The sequence below is a fragment of the Streptomyces lincolnensis genome (genome assembly GCF_001685355.1).
GTDB classification, from domain to species: domain Bacteria; phylum Actinomycetota; class Actinomycetes; order Streptomycetales; family Streptomycetaceae; genus Streptomyces; species Streptomyces lincolnensis.
Window position 1 is genome coordinate 4,891,726 of record NZ_CP016438.1, and the last position, 15,186, is coordinate 4,906,911.

Below are 15,186 nucleotides of genomic sequence, written 5' to 3' on the forward strand. Positions count from 1 at the left end.
ACTTTGGCGCGAGCCTCGAAGATCATGGCCCCAACGTCGTGCTTTACCGGGCAGGTCCACAGACTGCCCGACGCGCCGGAAGCTTACGGGGCCATGATCACTCGCGCCAAAGCAGCGCCACCCCAAAGCCGCTGCGCCGACCTCGTGACAGAAAAGCCGCCTCCCTGCAACCTGCTAAATCACGATCTTGCTTGCTCTTTTTTCCACAATCGCGCGAGCGCGCTTGTGGAGATAAAGCGGGAATTCGTGATCTGCCAGAATATCCCGCAGGTCAGGATTGTCTAGAATTCTTTGCCAAACTACCGCAACAATTGCGTTCTCATGCCACTGCAAGGCTAGATCGTTTGTCATTCCACCGACCACGCCGTTGATGGACATAGCCTTCGGGGTGGCGGAATCTTCACCAAATACTCTAGCGCAAGAAGAAATGAGCACCTGGTGCGGAGTACGGCCGTCCAGAAGTACGCGTTCGGCCTCCGATAGCGGCTCCGTTGGTGGCACAGTAAGGGCCCAAAATATCTTGCGCCCTTGATGACTAAACTCCTCAACGCTTACCGCCCGCTCAAGATATTCTTCGATCTCCGTGTCATCGAGAGGTGATGTGCCAGGCCACGATGTACCTCGGCTGATGGCGAAGTTCTGATCAACGAACAGGGCGTGTCCAGGCAGTAGATGCCTGGATAGGGCGATGAGGCCGGCCTGCGCGGATAGCTCGGCGATGGCCAAATGATCGAGAAGTTTCTGCATAGCGGCACGATCGAATGAGGAAATGCTGCTAACCAGAGAAGAAAGCCAGCGGTCTGGTGCGAGGAGTCGTGACGCAAATTCATTCGCCTCACGCTCTTGTGTGCCGCTTGCGGTTGTTATCGAAAATTCGCTCCCAATGGAGGCCGAGTCGATATGGCACCCGACGGTCCCAACATGCCACGCTAGCTCGATATGGGCCAGCTCGTGGGCAAGCGTGAATCGCTCCCTTAGTGAGGGGAGGCCGCATCGGACGAAAACACGCGGAGTTTCTTCCCCCAGGACGGTCACTGCGTCACATTCATGTGACCAGTTCTCGTACGCCACCTGTGCGCGCTCATGAAGAAGGGTCCTGATGTCGACAGGCGGCTTCAAGTCAAATTTATGGACCAGCGTCTCTGCCCTGGTGCGGGCAGCTTTTAGAGACGGCCAGTTTTCTGGAGCCAAGTGAGGACGCCTTCAACTTCGTCGGCTGAGTCTGCACGGGCGGCGAGGGCGAGCCCCTTTGAACTCTTGATCAATTCCTCGCTGACGGTGCGACCATGGCGGTGAGCTGCGACGATGTAACGCAGTGTGCTCGGTTTCTCGACCCAGAGACGGTACTCATCCCAGGTCATCCCCAGCCACTCATGTAGCTCGAGATCGGTGTCGTCTTCGTCGTGCCAAGCGTCGACGTAGGAGTCAACGTCGTCGATCCCTGCGACACCGATGAGCGCATCATCGACAAAGCTGGCCTTAGACATCGATCCTCCTCCCCCTGACCGCGGGCTTGATCATTTCACCTGAGACGGGATGAGCTACACCAAGGTGTCGCCCTCGCTTATTGAACACCTCTACCTCTCCCCCGTGCTCCCCATCCCAGGTGTAGATGCGCTCTCCGTCAGGAGAGAACCACCGCTTGGATGGGTGCACGTAGCGAGCTTTGAGGCTGTGCAAAAAGCAGTTATCCGGCAAGTTTACCCAAGGCACAGCCAGCGATGCTAGCTCTCGTGCCCACAGCGCGCACGAGCTTTGGTGGGTCTTCTGAGCAACTAAACTTCGTGAGACGCCAACAGGGGAGCAACGCGTGCGCGTGGCGTCAGCCCGCTTGCTCCCGCGCCCATCGGTACCGCCGTCTCGCACAGCAGAGCTGTGAGTCAGGCTGCCAGGTTGGGCAGCCATGAAGAGCGCTGATGATCAGTTCCTTTAACTAGGCCTCAGTCACGCGTAACCCCAGGTCAGCTACGGGAGGCTGATGGAGAGGCTCCCCGAGCAGCTGGAGCGTGCCCTTGCAAGTCTCTTGGCAGATGAGGCCATGTCTGACTTCTGAGCGGGTGATTCTGCGAGGTGGGAGGGGAATGCAGCTCGGGGAGTCAAGCTAGAGGAGGGGACAGCAGTGGCGCAGCGCGGTGGCGGCCGAGGCAATGAGTACCAGCGGCAGCAACAAGCTTTGCGGCGAGCCCAGGAGCAACAGGCCCGCCAGGTTGAGCGGTCACGTAAGGAGGCTGAGGCAGCCAGCAAGCGGCGGGAGCGAGAACGCAAGGCCGCGTATCAAGAGCAGCAAGCCGAGCAGGCTCAGGTGCGCACGATTGGGGTGGAACATGAGGTTGAGCAGCTCGGGCAGTTGCTGAGGGATGCCTTGGTCGGTGATCCACCAACGACCTTCGAACGCCGGCGGCGGACGTACACGCCGACGGTCTTAGACGAGCGTCTTTGGTCTCGTCCGGAACCTTCCCCGCGCTGGGAGGGGTTCGCACCCCCGGAGCCGGGTGGTCTGTCTGCTGTCCTGGGTCTGGGTAGGAAGCGCTACGAAGCCGAGGTAGCCGAGGCGCGGGTGCGCTTCGATGAAGCGCAAGAACGCCACAGGCGAACTGAAGAGAAGCGACTGGAGGCGCAGGAGAGGAAGCGCGCCGAGCACCGCCAAGGCGAAGAGCAGGCTCTTGCTGAAGTGACCGCCTTCAATAGGCAGTTGGATGAGGAACGCGAGGCCTATCGAGCCGGTGAGCCCGCAGCGGTGGAGGCTCACCTAAGCGCTGTTCTCAGCGCTTCGGCGTACCCGTTGGGCTTCCCGCACGAGCATCGAGTCGCCTTCCGCCCTGCCACCGGTGATGTGCTTGTCGAGATCCACCTGCCTCCCGAAGGGATCGTGCCTGCCGCGAAGGGCTATCGGTACGTGAAGAGCCGCGACGAGACGAACGTGCTGCCAAGGCCTGAGAAGGAACGCAAGGAGATCTACGCCTCTGTCTTGGCGCAAGTTGCCCTGAGGACCGTCTACGAGATCTTGACGAGCGATCCTGACAAGATCATCAACGGGGTCATCCTGAACGGCCACGTGAAAACGGTCGACCGCGCCACTGGCCAGGAGGTCTCACCCTGCCTCGTGACCCTAAGCACCAGTCGGGAGCAGTTCGGGAAGCTCCGCCTCAGCCAGGTTGATCCAGCAGCCTGCCTCAAGGGGCTCAACGCGTTGGTGTCGCCGAACCCCTATGACCTAGAACCGATTCGGCCGATCATCGAGTTCGACCTCACAAAGTACCGGCTCATGGACAGCATGGACGTGGTGGCCGGCCTGGACAGCAGGCCTGTGCTGGTGCAGTTGACGCCTACTGAGTTCGAGCATCTGATTCGCCAACTGTTTGAGGCGATCGGCATGGAAGCGTGGAACACCCAGGCATCAAAGGACGAGGGCGTTGACGCGGTAGCTGTCAGCAAAGACCCCGTGTTCAATGGTGAGTGCATCATCCAAGCCAAGCGCTACAGCAAACTCGTGGGTGTCGAGTCCGTCCAAGCCCTCGCCGGAGTGGTCGAGCACAAGCGCGCCGCCAAGGGAATCCTGATCACCACGTCCTGGTTCGGACGTGCCAGTCATGACTTTGCCCGACAGCATGGCCGGCTCCAGCTCATCGAAGGGCCTGAGCTGAAATATCTGATCAAGGAGCACCTCGGCAAGGACGTCATTCCTGGCCCGGTACCTCCCAAACGGCGACCCTCTCGCTGAAGCCCGGAGCCATCTTGGGCGGAGCCACTGGGCCGTCCCTGGGCCGCCCGATGCCGCTCAACAGTGGCCAATGACGACCAACGACGACCACCAGGCGCACGAACCCACCGCACCTGGCCAGCAAAAACCCAGGTCCCCAAGATCCCCGACAACACCCAGGGCAAGAAGACATCTGTGGTCCCGCGCCGGCGGCACGATGACCTAGCGCGATGCATGGGCAGTAGCGACGGTCAAGGCCTGAAGCGCTCTATCTGCTCCGCGATCCATTCGGGGAGCGCAATGCGCGCATGCGGGTTTCGGATGAGCTGGGTCTCGGGCCGCCACTCATAGCCACCGTCAGCCAGATGGACGCCCGAGGAAAACAGACAGACACCAGAGACGCGGGTGTACATGGACGGTTGGAACCGACGCTCGATCACAGCGCGCCAGGTCTTCATCGCGCCCAGTGCGCCTGAAACATCAACCATGACGAGTCCCGGCACATCCGTCGGGAGCTGCTTTCTCGCGCTATCGAGAAACACTTGCGCCCTAGCATCCGCAAACGGCCAACGGACAACAATGTCACTCTGAACTACGCCCTCCACCATGTTGGTTGCCATACTGTTGACGCGCGTCCTGGGCTCACCGTGGTCATCCACTTCCAAGCTTCCTGGAGTGCGGTCATTCCAGTAGAGTGTGCCGAGTCCGTCCCTTAGCGATATTTCTTCTGCGCCTCGGTCGGAGTGCAAGTTGATGATCTGCGCGGCTACTTCCTCGACTTCGTCAGGAGTGGGCTCCCGCTTAAAAAATACCTCAAGCGTGAAGTTACCCCCGCAATCCCCGATCAGCCCGGCAGAGAGGCGATGAAGGCCCTTTTCTGCTTGTGCGCGAGCTTGAGACGTGCTGGTCTGCTTAACCTCAATGCACGTCCAGTCCAAATCGCCCTGCTTGATTCGGAAATCTGGATTCCTATTTCCACCCGGGATAAGCCCTGGCGGTTCGAGCTCAAGCGCAACATCCCAGGCACCTGAACGAACGAGGTGTATGGCCGTAAGCTCACCTGATGCGTCCGGCTGCCGTTCCCGAAGCTTACGAAGCAGGTCATCTGAGTTGACCGCGTTGGCCAATGATTCAAGCCGCTGCCCAAGAGTGACGATGCTCAGGGTCGGCAAAGCTCCTGACTCAACGGCCCTATTAGTGGTTCGTGAGGCCTCGATCCATGTGCGCCCAAAGTGCGATACCACACTATTGAAGACTCCAACGATCGTCTCTGCAGGCAAAGCGACTTGTCCGCCGCCGAGCCACCCCTGCTCAATCTCTGACCAGTCGAAGACTTCATCGTCAGCGTTCATTACTTCACTTTCACAGAAAGCCAATGTTGGCGTAAATCGCCTATCTCCACCCCGCCCACTATATTATTCCGTCCTAGAGAAGATTTCAGAGACGGGCAGATAGCAGTGACCAGTCTGGCTGGCGTGCTTCCTCTTGTGAGTCATCAGGTCGTCCAGGCGGATGCGTTGGTCCAGCACAGCCATGAAGTCGCCGCCGTCCATCGTGATGAACGGCGTGCTAAGGCTGTAGATCGCCAGGGCATCGGACGTGAAGCCGCTCATGCTGACGTACAAGCCGAGGGTGTTTTTACCCTTGCGCTCGATGTTGGTTTTAAAGACGTCCAGCTCCCGCCGGCCGATGCGCTCCTTCCACCACTTGGCCTCAAGGACGTAGTAGTCAGTGTCGAAGGAGAACGCGCCGTCGATCTGCTCGTACTCCATGATGTAGGCCGCCCGCGGCTCCAAGTCGTACAGGGCGAAGAACTCGTTGATGAAGCCCTCGAAGTCCGTACCCCGCTGGTGCTTGTCGGTTGCCGCATGCATCACGATGAACCGTTGCTTCAGATCGTCATGAGCTTGGGCGAAGACCCGGCCATCCTGGTCCTTCTTAGCACTCTCGGCTATGGCCGCCGCGTGCTCCTCGTGTTCCTTGATGATGTCCTGCTGCTTGCCGGTCCAGCGCCGCAGTTCCGCGACGGCCGCCGTGGCCTTGGCCACCATGACGTCACCATCGACCTGTCGTTCGAGGTTCGGAAACCGGTCCATGGCAGCGATGTCGAGCATGAGCGCCACGGTCACGTCCAGGTACCGGGTCTCATTGGCCCGCAGCAGCTTGACCAACTGGCCGGAGACTTCGCGCTTGGTGGCCTGGAAATTGAGCTGCGGCAGGAGCTCGCTGTGGTCCTTCAGCATTCCGCGGATATACAGCTCAAAAGGGTCTTTGTTCCAGTAGATCAACCAGAGTGCGTCGGCCAGTGCGTTGTACGCGCTGGGGTTGATCGTCTTCTTGCGGGCATCAGGCTGCTGCACCTGCCCCCTCCTCCACACGCACTGTCACCGACCTATCACGGTACCGTGCGATCAGTCGATGACCAGCCTGTACGACAAGGCTTGATCCAAGGAACTGTGATGACCCGTCATCCATCTGGCGCCGGGAATCCGATGACACAAGCGGATGGCGAGTGAGAGCGGCGGCTTGTCCTGGCTGTCATCGAGACGGACTGACGAGCCTCAGGCCCGGAAGTGGGCCGCCACGTCGTCGAGCATGTCCAGGTAGTCGCCCGCACCAACAGTCCCCCCAGCCGCCTTGGAGCCGTGCAGCGCCGATGTCAGGACAATGCCGCGCAACTCTGCTGGCTGCCTCGGTTCCCCGTTCTGAAAGTGCCAACGATTGCCGTGCGCACAAGCGTTGCGGAAGTGCCGCACGAACTGAAGCAACGGGCTTGTCCTGTCACTCAGCCCGGCGCGCTGGATGGCATCACCCAGGCGGGCTGCACCATGCATCGTCGCGAAGTTCAGCAGATCCTCACCGAGTCCAGCACCCGCAGTTGAGCTGGCTTTGGCGAAGATGTCTGTCAGCCGCTCCGCAGAGTGCGGGGTACCGTCATTGCGGTAGATGACCAACGGCGAGTCAGCGGTTTGCTCGTACAGGTCGCGGTAGATGGCCATGAGCGGCTGACGGGGGTCAGCTAGCGGAAGTATGGCCAGGCTCAGACCGCAGAACCCAATCTTGAGTTCGTCACCCAGCTGCGCGATGCGTTCCGCCTCGATGCCCGGCATGTTATGGCTCCCCCTGCCCAGTGACCGCTTGATCTCCGGCTTGCCGGTCAAAGCCGACGTCCAACAGGTGTCGGCCGCAATCGCCCTCGCCGAGAATACGACGGTCTGCTTCGTAATCCCGACACCCAGGAGCGGGCTGCATTGAGACGCGCATTCCCGCAACATCGACGCACATGTCGTCGGAACGACTCTGTCCGTCGACCCTCGGGTCACGTTATGGCTGAATGAGCAGCGGCGCAGCCCAACTGATAGCTCCCGTGGGCCCCTCGTTTGCATGTGGCCTATCTGCGGACTCAGCTCGCCAGATCTGCCACGCCCGAGGCCCTGACGTGCTGCGTTATCTTGGCCTCAAAGGGCCTCCGGAGCCGTGTGCACGCTCTCTGAACTTCAGTTTGCTGGCCAAGGACCTGCGGTCGGGCCCAGATGGGGAAGAGTTGTTCAGCCGGTGATGGCAGCGCGGCCGAGCCTTTTGAGTACGTCCTCAGTCGACAGCTGTGAGTCGCGCAACTTCTCGTATCCGGCAACGACCTCATCCGGGTCCAAGCCTGCCGCTTTCGCCTCGCTACGCAGGTCAGCAAGGTCGATGGCATCCCTAAGCGCCTGCTTGGCGGCCTCGGCGTCCTCATGCTGCAGCCGCTTGGCCGCTTCCTGCTGACCACGCTTCCACATGTACCAACCTCCGCCGGTTCCGCCTGCCACGAGGGCACCAGCAGCGGCGAAGAAGAGAATGGGCATCTCAGGTCCTTTCGTTGCCGTTCATAGGCTGCCAGGTCCGTGCCATCGTCACGGGCGATTCGGCGGAAAATGGCGATCTAGCCCCTACGCCAACCATCGGACGTCACCGCCGGAACAAGACGATGGGGCACGGCACGCTGTTACCTCCATCAAGGCGAGTGGGCGAAGCGTGGCCGAGCCGAGCCGAGCCGAACAAGAGGGAACGCAGGCGCCTCAGAAGATGGGTCAGCGATACGGGGTGAGTGTCTAACTGCGTGACAACGCCGACGAACAACGGCGGACGCTCGCGAACGTCTGCGGACCGTCAGTACAGGTGAGAGGCACACCAGCCCAAGGCAGCTCCCCCACCCCAGTTGCTTCGGGACAAAGAGGTCATCATTCAAGGCCTCATCACCACGCTTCCGCCGGCACAGCTTGCTCTGACGGACGTCACCGGCCAGCGTGGCTGAGGCCCGGTGGTGGGTGCCGTGGCACACGCGCGCCTGACCGATCGACGCACCGACCGTCTTCGCTGACGTTCGTCGGCTGAGGCTCACATCCCAAAGGCCCCAGCCCCACCCAGGGGGCGAGATCGCGTATGCGGATGCGGGCTGACCAGGCACGATGCTGACCTGTGCCTACGTCCGATCCTTGCCGTCACTCCCCGTGGTTTCCCGCTGCTTCCTGCCGGAACGGGCACGCGTAGGGCACGCCCTCATGAAAAGCGGAATCTGCAACCGCGTCCGGTGGCGACGATAGCCTTTCAGGATGGTGGATCAGGGGCGGATAGTTCGATGTGAGAGATGTGCGGCCGAGTGGAAGGTCTGGGGGCCCGGTCTGCGCTTCTGTCGGCGATGTGGGCTGATGCTCGGGGCCGGAGAACAGCGCGACCGTCCGCCGCTGCCGGGAAGGAGGCCACAGGACTGGTGGGGTGCGGCAATCTTGCTCGTGATCGTGGTGGTGATCTTTGTGCTCGTTGGGGATAAGGCGTAAGAGTCGTGCCATTCGCGTGCCAGATCCTGCGGGACTCACGGGGAACAGCGGGGAATCGGTTGTAGATCCCCAACGGCTGGAGCCCCATTCCGCAGCAGGTCAGTGCGGTGCGCGCCCCCAAGAAACCCGAGCTTCCCAAGCTGAGAGCACGAGGTTCGCGGGCCGGCTAGCCTCAGCGTTCCCAGTGCTCCTCGCCGCCAGGCCCGACGGTGACAGGGGTGATACCGCATCCAGTCAAGTGCCATGACTCGAACTGTGGATCGGGTCCCACCCGCAAGCTGGCACCGGAGTGAAAGTCGATGCTCAGGTCTCCGCGGCCTTGGACGTCAACGGCTGTGACCGGCTGCCCGAACAGGCCGAGCACCGGGGCAAGAAGTGCTCCCGTCCCCGGCTCCAGCTCATGCCATGTGCCGCCTGCATCGCGAAGCCGAAACGACGTCTCCACGATCAACTCGGCATCAACGCCACGTCCCCCGCCCACAGCAGGCACCTGCAAGTAGAGCCGTACCTGGTGATCGAACGCCGTCCGCTCGACAACAGAGCCGATCAAGGACATGGGCACCCTCACTCTGCCTCCCGATCGACGGCTCTCAGTTCGGCTTGCCGCCGACGGGTGTACCCCGTCAGATCGTTCTTGATGGCCATGACGTCCTCGACCGGTATCCAGGTCGGTGCGCAGTACTGTGCGTCACATGACCGCGGAAAGGTGCCGTCAATCAGTGAGATACCGCTGAGGACCACCGCGCCGTCATCGTCGATCTCGGTGCACAGAACCGGGTGGAAAGAGCAGTCCTCGTAGATGTCTCCCACTCGGATCCCGGCGGGGTTGCGGGGGCTCGTCTCGTGCTCCATGCGGCCCAACATGCCACGGGGGACCGTGCAGGGTCACTGAGATTCTGCCGGTCGCCGTCTCAGTTTCCGTCTCATTCAGCGCCGTTCATGGCCGTTCAGTGGAGACCCGCAGCCGATGCCGACCAAGGAGCCGACCGCGCATGAACGCAGGTAAACGGCCCCGGACGAGACCAGGCAGAGCACCACCACAGTTGGAAAGTGTGTTGGGGGCAACCCCTCACGAGTTCGAATCTCGTATCCTCCGCCAGTGCCTCACCGGGCACGATGTCGAAGGGCCCCGCTGCTTGCAGCGGGGCCCTTCGTCGTTGGTCGGTTCGGTCTTCCTACTTTTGCGGCAATTGGGGGGTTACGGGGGAATGGTGCAACCGGGGCCTGCGGTCCGGCGACTTCAACGGGCAGACAGACACGCCAAGCAAGGGAGATCAGCGGTGAACGCATACGGCGACACACTCGTCCCGGCGAAGGACGTCTGGTCCATCTGCGACCCGTACGCCCGTGAAGACGACGGTGACTACCCGCTGCCGCCTCCCGACCCGGCTCAGCGGCTGGACATCCCCCTGCGGCCCGCCGACCGGCGCCGGCTGGACCTGTATGCCGCGCTCACCATCCGCGGCGTCGCACCGCTCCCCGGCGACCAGGATGCCGTCGCCGCCATCAGCTCCCTCGGCGACGCGGTGACCGCCGCGGTGCTGCGCTGGGTTGCCTGAGCGGGTGGCTTTCCCGCCGCCGCGCAGGGCAGGGCCTCGGCCCCTGGTTCGGGTGGCGGCGCGCGGCAGGAGACCCCCTGGTGTCCCTCATCGAGACCGCGCAGCGGCTCCACTACGGCGCCGGCCGGTGCACCGAGCCGCAGGATCACGACGACGACCGGCCGGGCCGCACAGGCGGCAGTCCTTCGCACTGAGCGGCGCCATGGATTTCTCGGCGTGCCACTCGCCGGCGCGCTCACCATGGATCCGTGGGTCGACGACGGCAACCGCACCAAGCGGTTCCGCATGCGGGGCGACATCTACGACCCCCGGGGCCGCGCAGCGGGCGAGCGGCTCGACCTGACCGTCAGCTTCCTCGACGGACGGGACGGCGGGCTGAGCGACCTGCCCCAATGAGCTGACCAGGGTGCTGATCAGGCCCTGTGCCACCACGCCCTGATCAGCTCCCGGGCTGCCATCCGGACTGTGCCGTGAACACCTCCGCGTGTTCCGTCGCCCACTGGGTGAACGTACGGGCCGGGCGGCCGGTGACCTTCTCGACCGTGTCGAGGACGGTGCGGCCGACCTCCGGGGTGTTGCCGTAGGCCTCCAGGAGGAAGGTGATCACTTCCTCGGGGTGGCCGGAGGCGCGCCACTGGGACACGGCCTCGTCCTCGGTGAGTTCGGTCAGGGTGATCCGGCGGCCTCGGGCCTCCCCGATCACCCGCACCTTGTCCTCCACCGTGAGCAGGTCGGGGCCGGTGATGACGTACTCGTGTCCTGCGTGGCCCTGTTCGGTGAGGGCGACCGCGGCGACGGCGCCGATGTCGGACTCGTGGACCATGGCGCTGAGGCGGGTGACGAAGGGTTCGCGGACCTCGTCCGAGGCCACGACCCCGGGCGCCCACTCCAGGGCGTTGGACATGAACTCGACCGGCATGAGGACCGTCCAGGCCATGTCCTCGGTGGCGCGTACGGCGTCCTCCAGCAGGGTCGGGCCGCCGCCGTGGAGCACGGTGATACGGCGTACGCCCGCCTCGCGGGCCAGGTCCAGGATGCGGGGGCCGGTCTCCAGGGGGGCGAAGTAGGGGCCGCCGAAGGTGATCAGGTGGAGGCCGGTGACGTCCTCCAGGGCCGGGATCAGGGTGTCGGGGTCGGTCAGGTCGCCCTGGACGACCTCGACGTCCGCCGGGAGGTCGGCTTTCGCGGCGTCCCTGGTGAGGGCGCGGACCGCGTGGCCTCGGGCCAGCAGCTCGGCGACGATCTGGCGGCCGACGGTGCCCGTCGCTCCGGTGACGAGGATCTTCTGTGCCTGGGGCTGAGTCATGGAACGACCGTAGGAGGGCTTGCGGACACCTTCTGTCCGCAAGCCCTCCTCTGCCCGCGAGCCCTCCACCGCCCGCGAGCCGACTGTCCGCAAGCCTTTCTCAGGCTCCCAGCGCCCTGGCCAGCAGCATCCCCCTGGTGTTCGTCGACGTCTTGGCGAAGACGGATTTCAGGTGGTCCTGGACGGTGTGTTCGGAGAGGGACATCTCGCGGGCGACCGTGTGGCTGTCGCTGCCCTTGGCCAGGTGGCCCAGTACGTCGGCCTCCCGGGGGCTCAGGGCGAAGGCTCTGGTGAAGAGGGAGAGGCGTTCCGCCGGGGAGGTCTCCTCGATGGTGACGGCGATGGTGTTCCGGCGGCCGCAGGGGAAGGCGTCGCCGATGCGGGCGGCGCTGAGGGTGAGCCAGAGGCCGTCGGCGAGGTGGACGCGGGAGCGGGGTGGGTTGGGGTCGACGCCCGCCTCGACGGCCAGGAGCTGGGCGGCCACGTCGTAGACGCTCGCGTGCACCGCCGGGCGGCCGGGCCCGGGCGGGGTCAGCAGGCTCAGGCAGGCGTCGGTGTCGGGGGTCTGGGCGAGGACGCGCAGGTCGGGGGAGAGCAGCAGGGCCAGCGGACTCGTGCGGCGCGTGTGGGGCGGTCGTACGACGAAGGTGCCGGCCTGGCTGCGGCGCAGGGCCGCGGTCACCGGGGCGGTGAGGTGGGCCAGGTGGGCGGCTTCGGCGGGGGTGAAGGGGCGGTCGTAGCGGTAGAGGTCGAGGTGGCCCCAGCAGCCGAAGCGGTCCTTGAAGACCAGGGAGGCGATGTCGCGGACGCCGTAGGCGTGCAGGAGGTCGCGCCACAGGAGGCTGTGGGCGGGGTCGGGGAGGTCGCTGAGGAGGGCGATGCCGTCGAGGGCCGTCCAGCGGTGGACCGCGCTCAGGTACTTGAGGCGGGTCATCGTGGGCAGGTCCCGCGGGCAGGGGAGGTCGGCGACGGGTGAGCAGCCGACCGTGGTCTCGGGGTCGGTGAGGAGGAAGGCGTGGGCGTCGAAGGCGACGGCCGCGCGCAGTTCGCCGAGGAGCCGTCCGCGCAGGTTCCGGGAGTCGCCGCCGGTCTCGCAGAGGCGGCGGACCCGCTCGTGCGACCGTGCGTACGAGCTCACGGGGACGGCGGGGACGGCCATGATTCGAGCGTACGTCGCAAATCCCCACATTTCTGGGATGGGCCGCGCTCCGGGGAGAGGTCGAGCATGGAGGCATCGGACCTAGGAGCAACCGATGAGCATCAGATCAGCATTCCCCGTGGTCGCGGCCGCCGCGGCCCTCGCCTTCGCCACCGCCGCGCCCGCCGCCGCGGCTCAGCCCGCCGCCACCCAGCAGGGCACGGTGTACGCGTGGATCAGTGACGGGTGGGGCGGCGGCACCGTCACCAGCAGCCCCGCCGGGATCTCCTGCCACACGACGGCGTGGGACCCGTACGCCGAGGACGCGAGCGCGCCGTACCCGGCCGGCTCGTGCGAAGCGACCTTCCCGGTCGGCACGCGGGTCACCTTCACCGCCACGCCCGACCCGGGGTCCTACGTCAACGGGGAGCCCTCCCCGACGTCGCTGACCGTGGTGTCCGGCTACAACTCCGTGTGGGTCATGTTCTGCCCGGACGAGGGTCTCTGCACGAGCTGGTGACGCGCCGCCCCGATCGCGGACCCCGCGGGATTGTCTTCGCTGGTCGGGAGGGCTTCGTAGACAACGATCCGGTCGCCAGAGTGGTCCTGTGACCTACGAATCGCGTGTACCCGACCATCCGTACGTGCTCGTGAGCCAGGAGGCGACCGAGGCATCCGAAACGCTCGTCATGGCGTTGCGCTTCCTCGGTTTCGACGCGCACATCGCGGCCACGGGTGCCGATCTCATCCGTGAGGTGTGCCGCCGCAGACCCGACGCCGTCCTGCTGGACACGACCCTGCCCGACGGATGCGGGGTCGAGGTCTGCCGGCGGCTCCGGGCGGCGGGGGTCGACGCCCCGGTGATGTTCCTCAGCTCCCGGAGCGACATCGAGGGCAAGTGCCAGGCGCTCGCCATGGGCGGCGACGACTACGTCACCCGACCCGCCGATCTCACCGAGGTGAGCGCGCGGATCCGGGCACTGGTCCGCCGTTCCCGGGCCGGGGGCCTGGCCCCGTCGCCGGCCGCCCACAAGCTGCGCGCGGCCGGCGTCGAGCTGGACGAGAACACCCGGGACGTGTCGCTGCACGGGCGGGCCGTCCGGCTGTCCGCGACCGAGTTCGCGCTGCTGAGGCTCCTCATGCGCAACGCCGGGCGGGTGATCTCCAAGGGGGAGATCCTGGACACCGTGTGGAACTACGGCTTCCAGGGCGAGTCGGGGGTCGTGGAGACCTACGTCTACTACCTGCGGCGGAAGCTGGGCGACTCCCGGCAGTCCGTGATCCGCACGGTGCGCGGGGCGGGGTACATGGTGTGCGCCGGGGATCCGGCGCACACCCACGGCACCGTGGCCTGAGGAGCAAGCCCGTCACGCTAGCCGATGTGGAGCGTGATCGTGCTGCCGTTCTTGTTGCCGTTGGCCGGCAGCACCCGCGGCTCCCAGCGCCAGCCCGTGCTGGGCTTGCGGTGGTGGAACTCGACCGAGCGGCCGAGCGTCCACCAGTAGTCGGAGGCCGTGGTGCAGCCATGGGGCGCGATCTCCCAGAACCGGGAGCCGGCCCAGTCGCCGTGCTGGTTCTCGCCGACGAGGAAGAACTTGACCGTCTCGTTCGAGCCGCTGCACACCCGGACCTGGCCGTACTTGGTCGCGGCCGAGGCCGTCGCGGGCATCGCGATGCCGCCGAGCGTGGCGGCCGCGGCCAGCACTCCCACGGCGACTTTCCTGCTGAGCTTCATGAGGTACCACCATTTCTTGGGTGAGTGACGCGCTGGTCGCGCGTCAGTGGGTCGTCCCGGCACGCAGCCACGCGCGTGCCGTCTTCGACGGGTCTTGGCCCGCCGCCACGGACGAGGCGAGGCCCGCCAGTTGTCCGGTGGTCAGCGCACTGTCGAGGCGGGCCAGGGCGTTTCTGCCGTCCACGTCCGCGCATGCGGCGCTGATCAGCGGGAAGACGTGCTCGGGCGGGACGACGCCCCGGGAGTCGGTGAGCACCACCAGGTGCTCCCGGGCGATCAGGGGGTCGGTGCCCCGCAGGACCAGCACGTCCGCCGTGCTCGACGTGCCGGCCGGGGTGAGCGTGACGCCGTAGACGCGCCGCAGTGCGGTCGCCGTCGGGGCGTCGGGGTGGCCGGCGGCCGATCCGCCGAGCCGGAGGCCCTTGATTCCCCCGAGGTCGGTGAGATCGCGCAGTCCGTGGCGGTGGGCCGTGGCCGGGGTGACGGCGAGGACGACACCGTTCTGGGCCGCCGCCGGGGGCAGCGCGTCGATCCCCGGCGGCAGTGCCATGCTCAGCGTGGTCGCCAGGTCACCGGGCACGGTCTGGCCGCCCGGCAGGGCCCGCAGCGTGGTCATCTCGTACGCCGGGGCCAGGTCGAGCCTGCCCTCGACCACGGCACGGGCCGTGTCCGCGGGGGACGCGTACCGGGTGGCCGAGATCCGCACCCGCTTGCCGGCGCCCGTGAGCAGCTCGCCGTAGAGGGCCCCGACGACCCGGCCCTCGGCCGAGCCGTCGGTACCGATCACGGCCGGCGTCGAGCAGTCGGATCCGGCACCGGAACCGACCGGAGAGCCGGATGCGGAGCCCTCGTCACCGCCGCCGATCGTGCAACCGGCCGCCCCGCCGATGAGCAGGACGAGCGAGCCGACGGCGATGACCAAGGGCTTCAG

The 15,186-nt window shown here is 65.3% G+C and carries 18 protein-coding genes and 1 pseudogene; 5 read left to right on the forward strand and 14 right to left on the reverse strand.

Translation table 11 applies throughout. From position 1 onward, the window contains the following. Positions 1 to 174: 174 nt before the first annotated feature. The 4 genes and pseudogenes from SLINC_RS46075 to SLINC_RS50445 form a co-directional block, all read right to left on the reverse strand. On the reverse strand, positions 175 to 747 hold the full coding sequence (locus SLINC_RS46075; protein ID WP_225988543.1) for a hypothetical protein: 573 nt from the start codon (positions 745 to 747) through the stop codon (positions 175 to 177). 60 nt (positions 748 to 807) lie between these two features. Continuing rightward, a pseudogene (locus tag SLINC_RS50440) lies at positions 808 to 1,071 on the reverse strand (ImmA/IrrE family metallo-endopeptidase); the annotation flags it as partial. Between the two features lie 92 nt (positions 1,072 to 1,163). Continuing rightward, the gene (locus tag SLINC_RS21715) at positions 1,164 to 1,487 is read right to left on the reverse strand and encodes a hypothetical protein (RefSeq protein ID WP_067435669.1); all 324 of its coding nucleotides are present in this window, start codon (positions 1,485 to 1,487) and stop codon (positions 1,164 to 1,166) included. After that, entirely contained in the window at positions 1,480 to 1,905 is a 426-nt protein-coding gene (locus SLINC_RS50445) for a colicin E3/pyocin S6 family cytotoxin (RefSeq protein WP_079164649.1), read from the reverse strand. The genes SLINC_RS21715 and SLINC_RS50445 overlap by 8 nt, the downstream gene beginning before the upstream one ends. 214 nt (positions 1,906 to 2,119) lie before the next feature. Here SLINC_RS50445 and SLINC_RS21720 point away from each other — a divergent pair, with 214 nt between their 5' ends. Beyond that, complete coding sequence (locus SLINC_RS21720) at positions 2,120 to 3,721, forward strand: restriction endonuclease (protein ID WP_107406654.1); 1,602 nt, start codon at positions 2,120 to 2,122, stop codon at positions 3,719 to 3,721. Between the two features lie 230 nt (positions 3,722 to 3,951). Here SLINC_RS21720 and SLINC_RS48045 read toward each other — a convergent pair whose 3' ends face one another. The 6 genes from SLINC_RS48045 to SLINC_RS21750 form a co-directional block, all read right to left on the reverse strand. After that, entirely contained in the window at positions 3,952 to 5,052 is a 1,101-nt protein-coding gene (locus SLINC_RS48045; RefSeq protein WP_152039003.1) for a hypothetical protein, read from the reverse strand. A gap of 63 nt (positions 5,053 to 5,115) precedes the next feature. Then, on the reverse strand, positions 5,116 to 6,060 hold the full coding sequence (locus SLINC_RS21730; protein ID WP_067435675.1) for a restriction endonuclease: 945 nt from the start codon (positions 6,058 to 6,060) through the stop codon (positions 5,116 to 5,118). Between the two features lie 201 nt (positions 6,061 to 6,261). Then, positions 6,262 to 6,810: a hypothetical protein gene (locus tag SLINC_RS21735; protein WP_152039004.1), complete on the reverse strand. Its 549-nt coding sequence runs from the start codon at positions 6,808 to 6,810 to the stop codon at positions 6,262 to 6,264. A gap of 438 nt (positions 6,811 to 7,248) precedes the next feature. Then, the gene (locus SLINC_RS21740; protein ID WP_067435682.1) at positions 7,249 to 7,545 is read right to left on the reverse strand and encodes a hypothetical protein; all 297 of its coding nucleotides are present in this window, start codon (positions 7,543 to 7,545) and stop codon (positions 7,249 to 7,251) included. Between the two features lie 1,144 nt (positions 7,546 to 8,689). Then, positions 8,690 to 9,073, reverse strand: coding sequence for a DUF6188 family protein (locus SLINC_RS21745; protein WP_079165143.1), 384 nt, complete (start codon positions 9,071 to 9,073; stop codon positions 8,690 to 8,692). An 8-nt stretch (positions 9,074 to 9,081) separates the two neighbouring features. Continuing rightward, complete coding sequence (locus SLINC_RS21750; RefSeq protein WP_067445577.1) at positions 9,082 to 9,369, reverse strand: hypothetical protein; 288 nt, start codon at positions 9,367 to 9,369, stop codon at positions 9,082 to 9,084. Between the two features lie 428 nt (positions 9,370 to 9,797). On the opposite strand from SLINC_RS21750, the gene SLINC_RS21755 reads away from it, so the two are divergent. Both SLINC_RS21755 and SLINC_RS21760 read left to right on the forward strand, forming a co-directional pair. Next, complete coding sequence (locus SLINC_RS21755) at positions 9,798 to 10,076, forward strand: hypothetical protein (protein ID WP_079164650.1); 279 nt, start codon at positions 9,798 to 9,800, stop codon at positions 10,074 to 10,076. 216 nt (positions 10,077 to 10,292) lie between these two features. Then, positions 10,293 to 10,472: a hypothetical protein gene (locus SLINC_RS21760; RefSeq protein WP_067435687.1), complete on the forward strand. Its 180-nt coding sequence runs from the start codon at positions 10,293 to 10,295 to the stop codon at positions 10,470 to 10,472. A gap of 43 nt (positions 10,473 to 10,515) precedes the next feature. On the opposite strand, the gene SLINC_RS21765 is transcribed toward SLINC_RS21760, so the two are convergent. Beyond that, entirely contained in the window at positions 10,516 to 11,382 is an 867-nt protein-coding gene (locus SLINC_RS21765) for an NmrA family NAD(P)-binding protein (RefSeq protein ID WP_067435690.1), read from the reverse strand. Positions 11,383 to 11,482: 100 nt separating this feature from the next. After that, complete coding sequence (locus tag SLINC_RS21770; RefSeq protein ID WP_067435693.1) at positions 11,483 to 12,541, reverse strand: helix-turn-helix transcriptional regulator; 1,059 nt, start codon at positions 12,539 to 12,541, stop codon at positions 11,483 to 11,485. A 94-nt stretch (positions 12,542 to 12,635) separates the two neighbouring features. On the opposite strand from SLINC_RS21770, the gene SLINC_RS21775 reads away from it, so the two are divergent. Together SLINC_RS21775 and SLINC_RS21780 are read left to right on the forward strand one after the other, a co-directional pair. Next, the gene (locus tag SLINC_RS21775) at positions 12,636 to 13,040 is read left to right on the forward strand and encodes a hypothetical protein (protein WP_067435701.1); all 405 of its coding nucleotides are present in this window, start codon (positions 12,636 to 12,638) and stop codon (positions 13,038 to 13,040) included. A gap of 124 nt (positions 13,041 to 13,164) precedes the next feature. After that, a complete protein-coding gene (locus SLINC_RS21780) occupies positions 13,165 to 13,875 on the forward strand; it encodes a response regulator transcription factor (RefSeq protein ID WP_225988352.1) in 711 nt (236 codons plus the stop codon). A gap of 17 nt (positions 13,876 to 13,892) precedes the next feature. On the opposite strand, the gene SLINC_RS21785 is transcribed toward SLINC_RS21780, so the two are convergent. Together SLINC_RS21785 and SLINC_RS21790 are read right to left on the reverse strand one after the other, a co-directional pair. Next, positions 13,893 to 14,255 (reverse strand): hypothetical protein, encoded by a 363-nt coding sequence (locus SLINC_RS21785; protein WP_067435708.1) that lies wholly within the window; start codon positions 14,253 to 14,255, stop codon positions 13,893 to 13,895. A 43-nt stretch (positions 14,256 to 14,298) separates the two neighbouring features. Beyond that, positions 14,299 to 15,177 (reverse strand): glycine betaine ABC transporter substrate-binding protein, encoded by an 879-nt coding sequence (locus tag SLINC_RS21790; RefSeq protein ID WP_225988353.1) that lies wholly within the window; start codon positions 15,175 to 15,177, stop codon positions 14,299 to 14,301. Between the last annotated feature and the right edge of the window lie 9 nt (positions 15,178 to 15,186).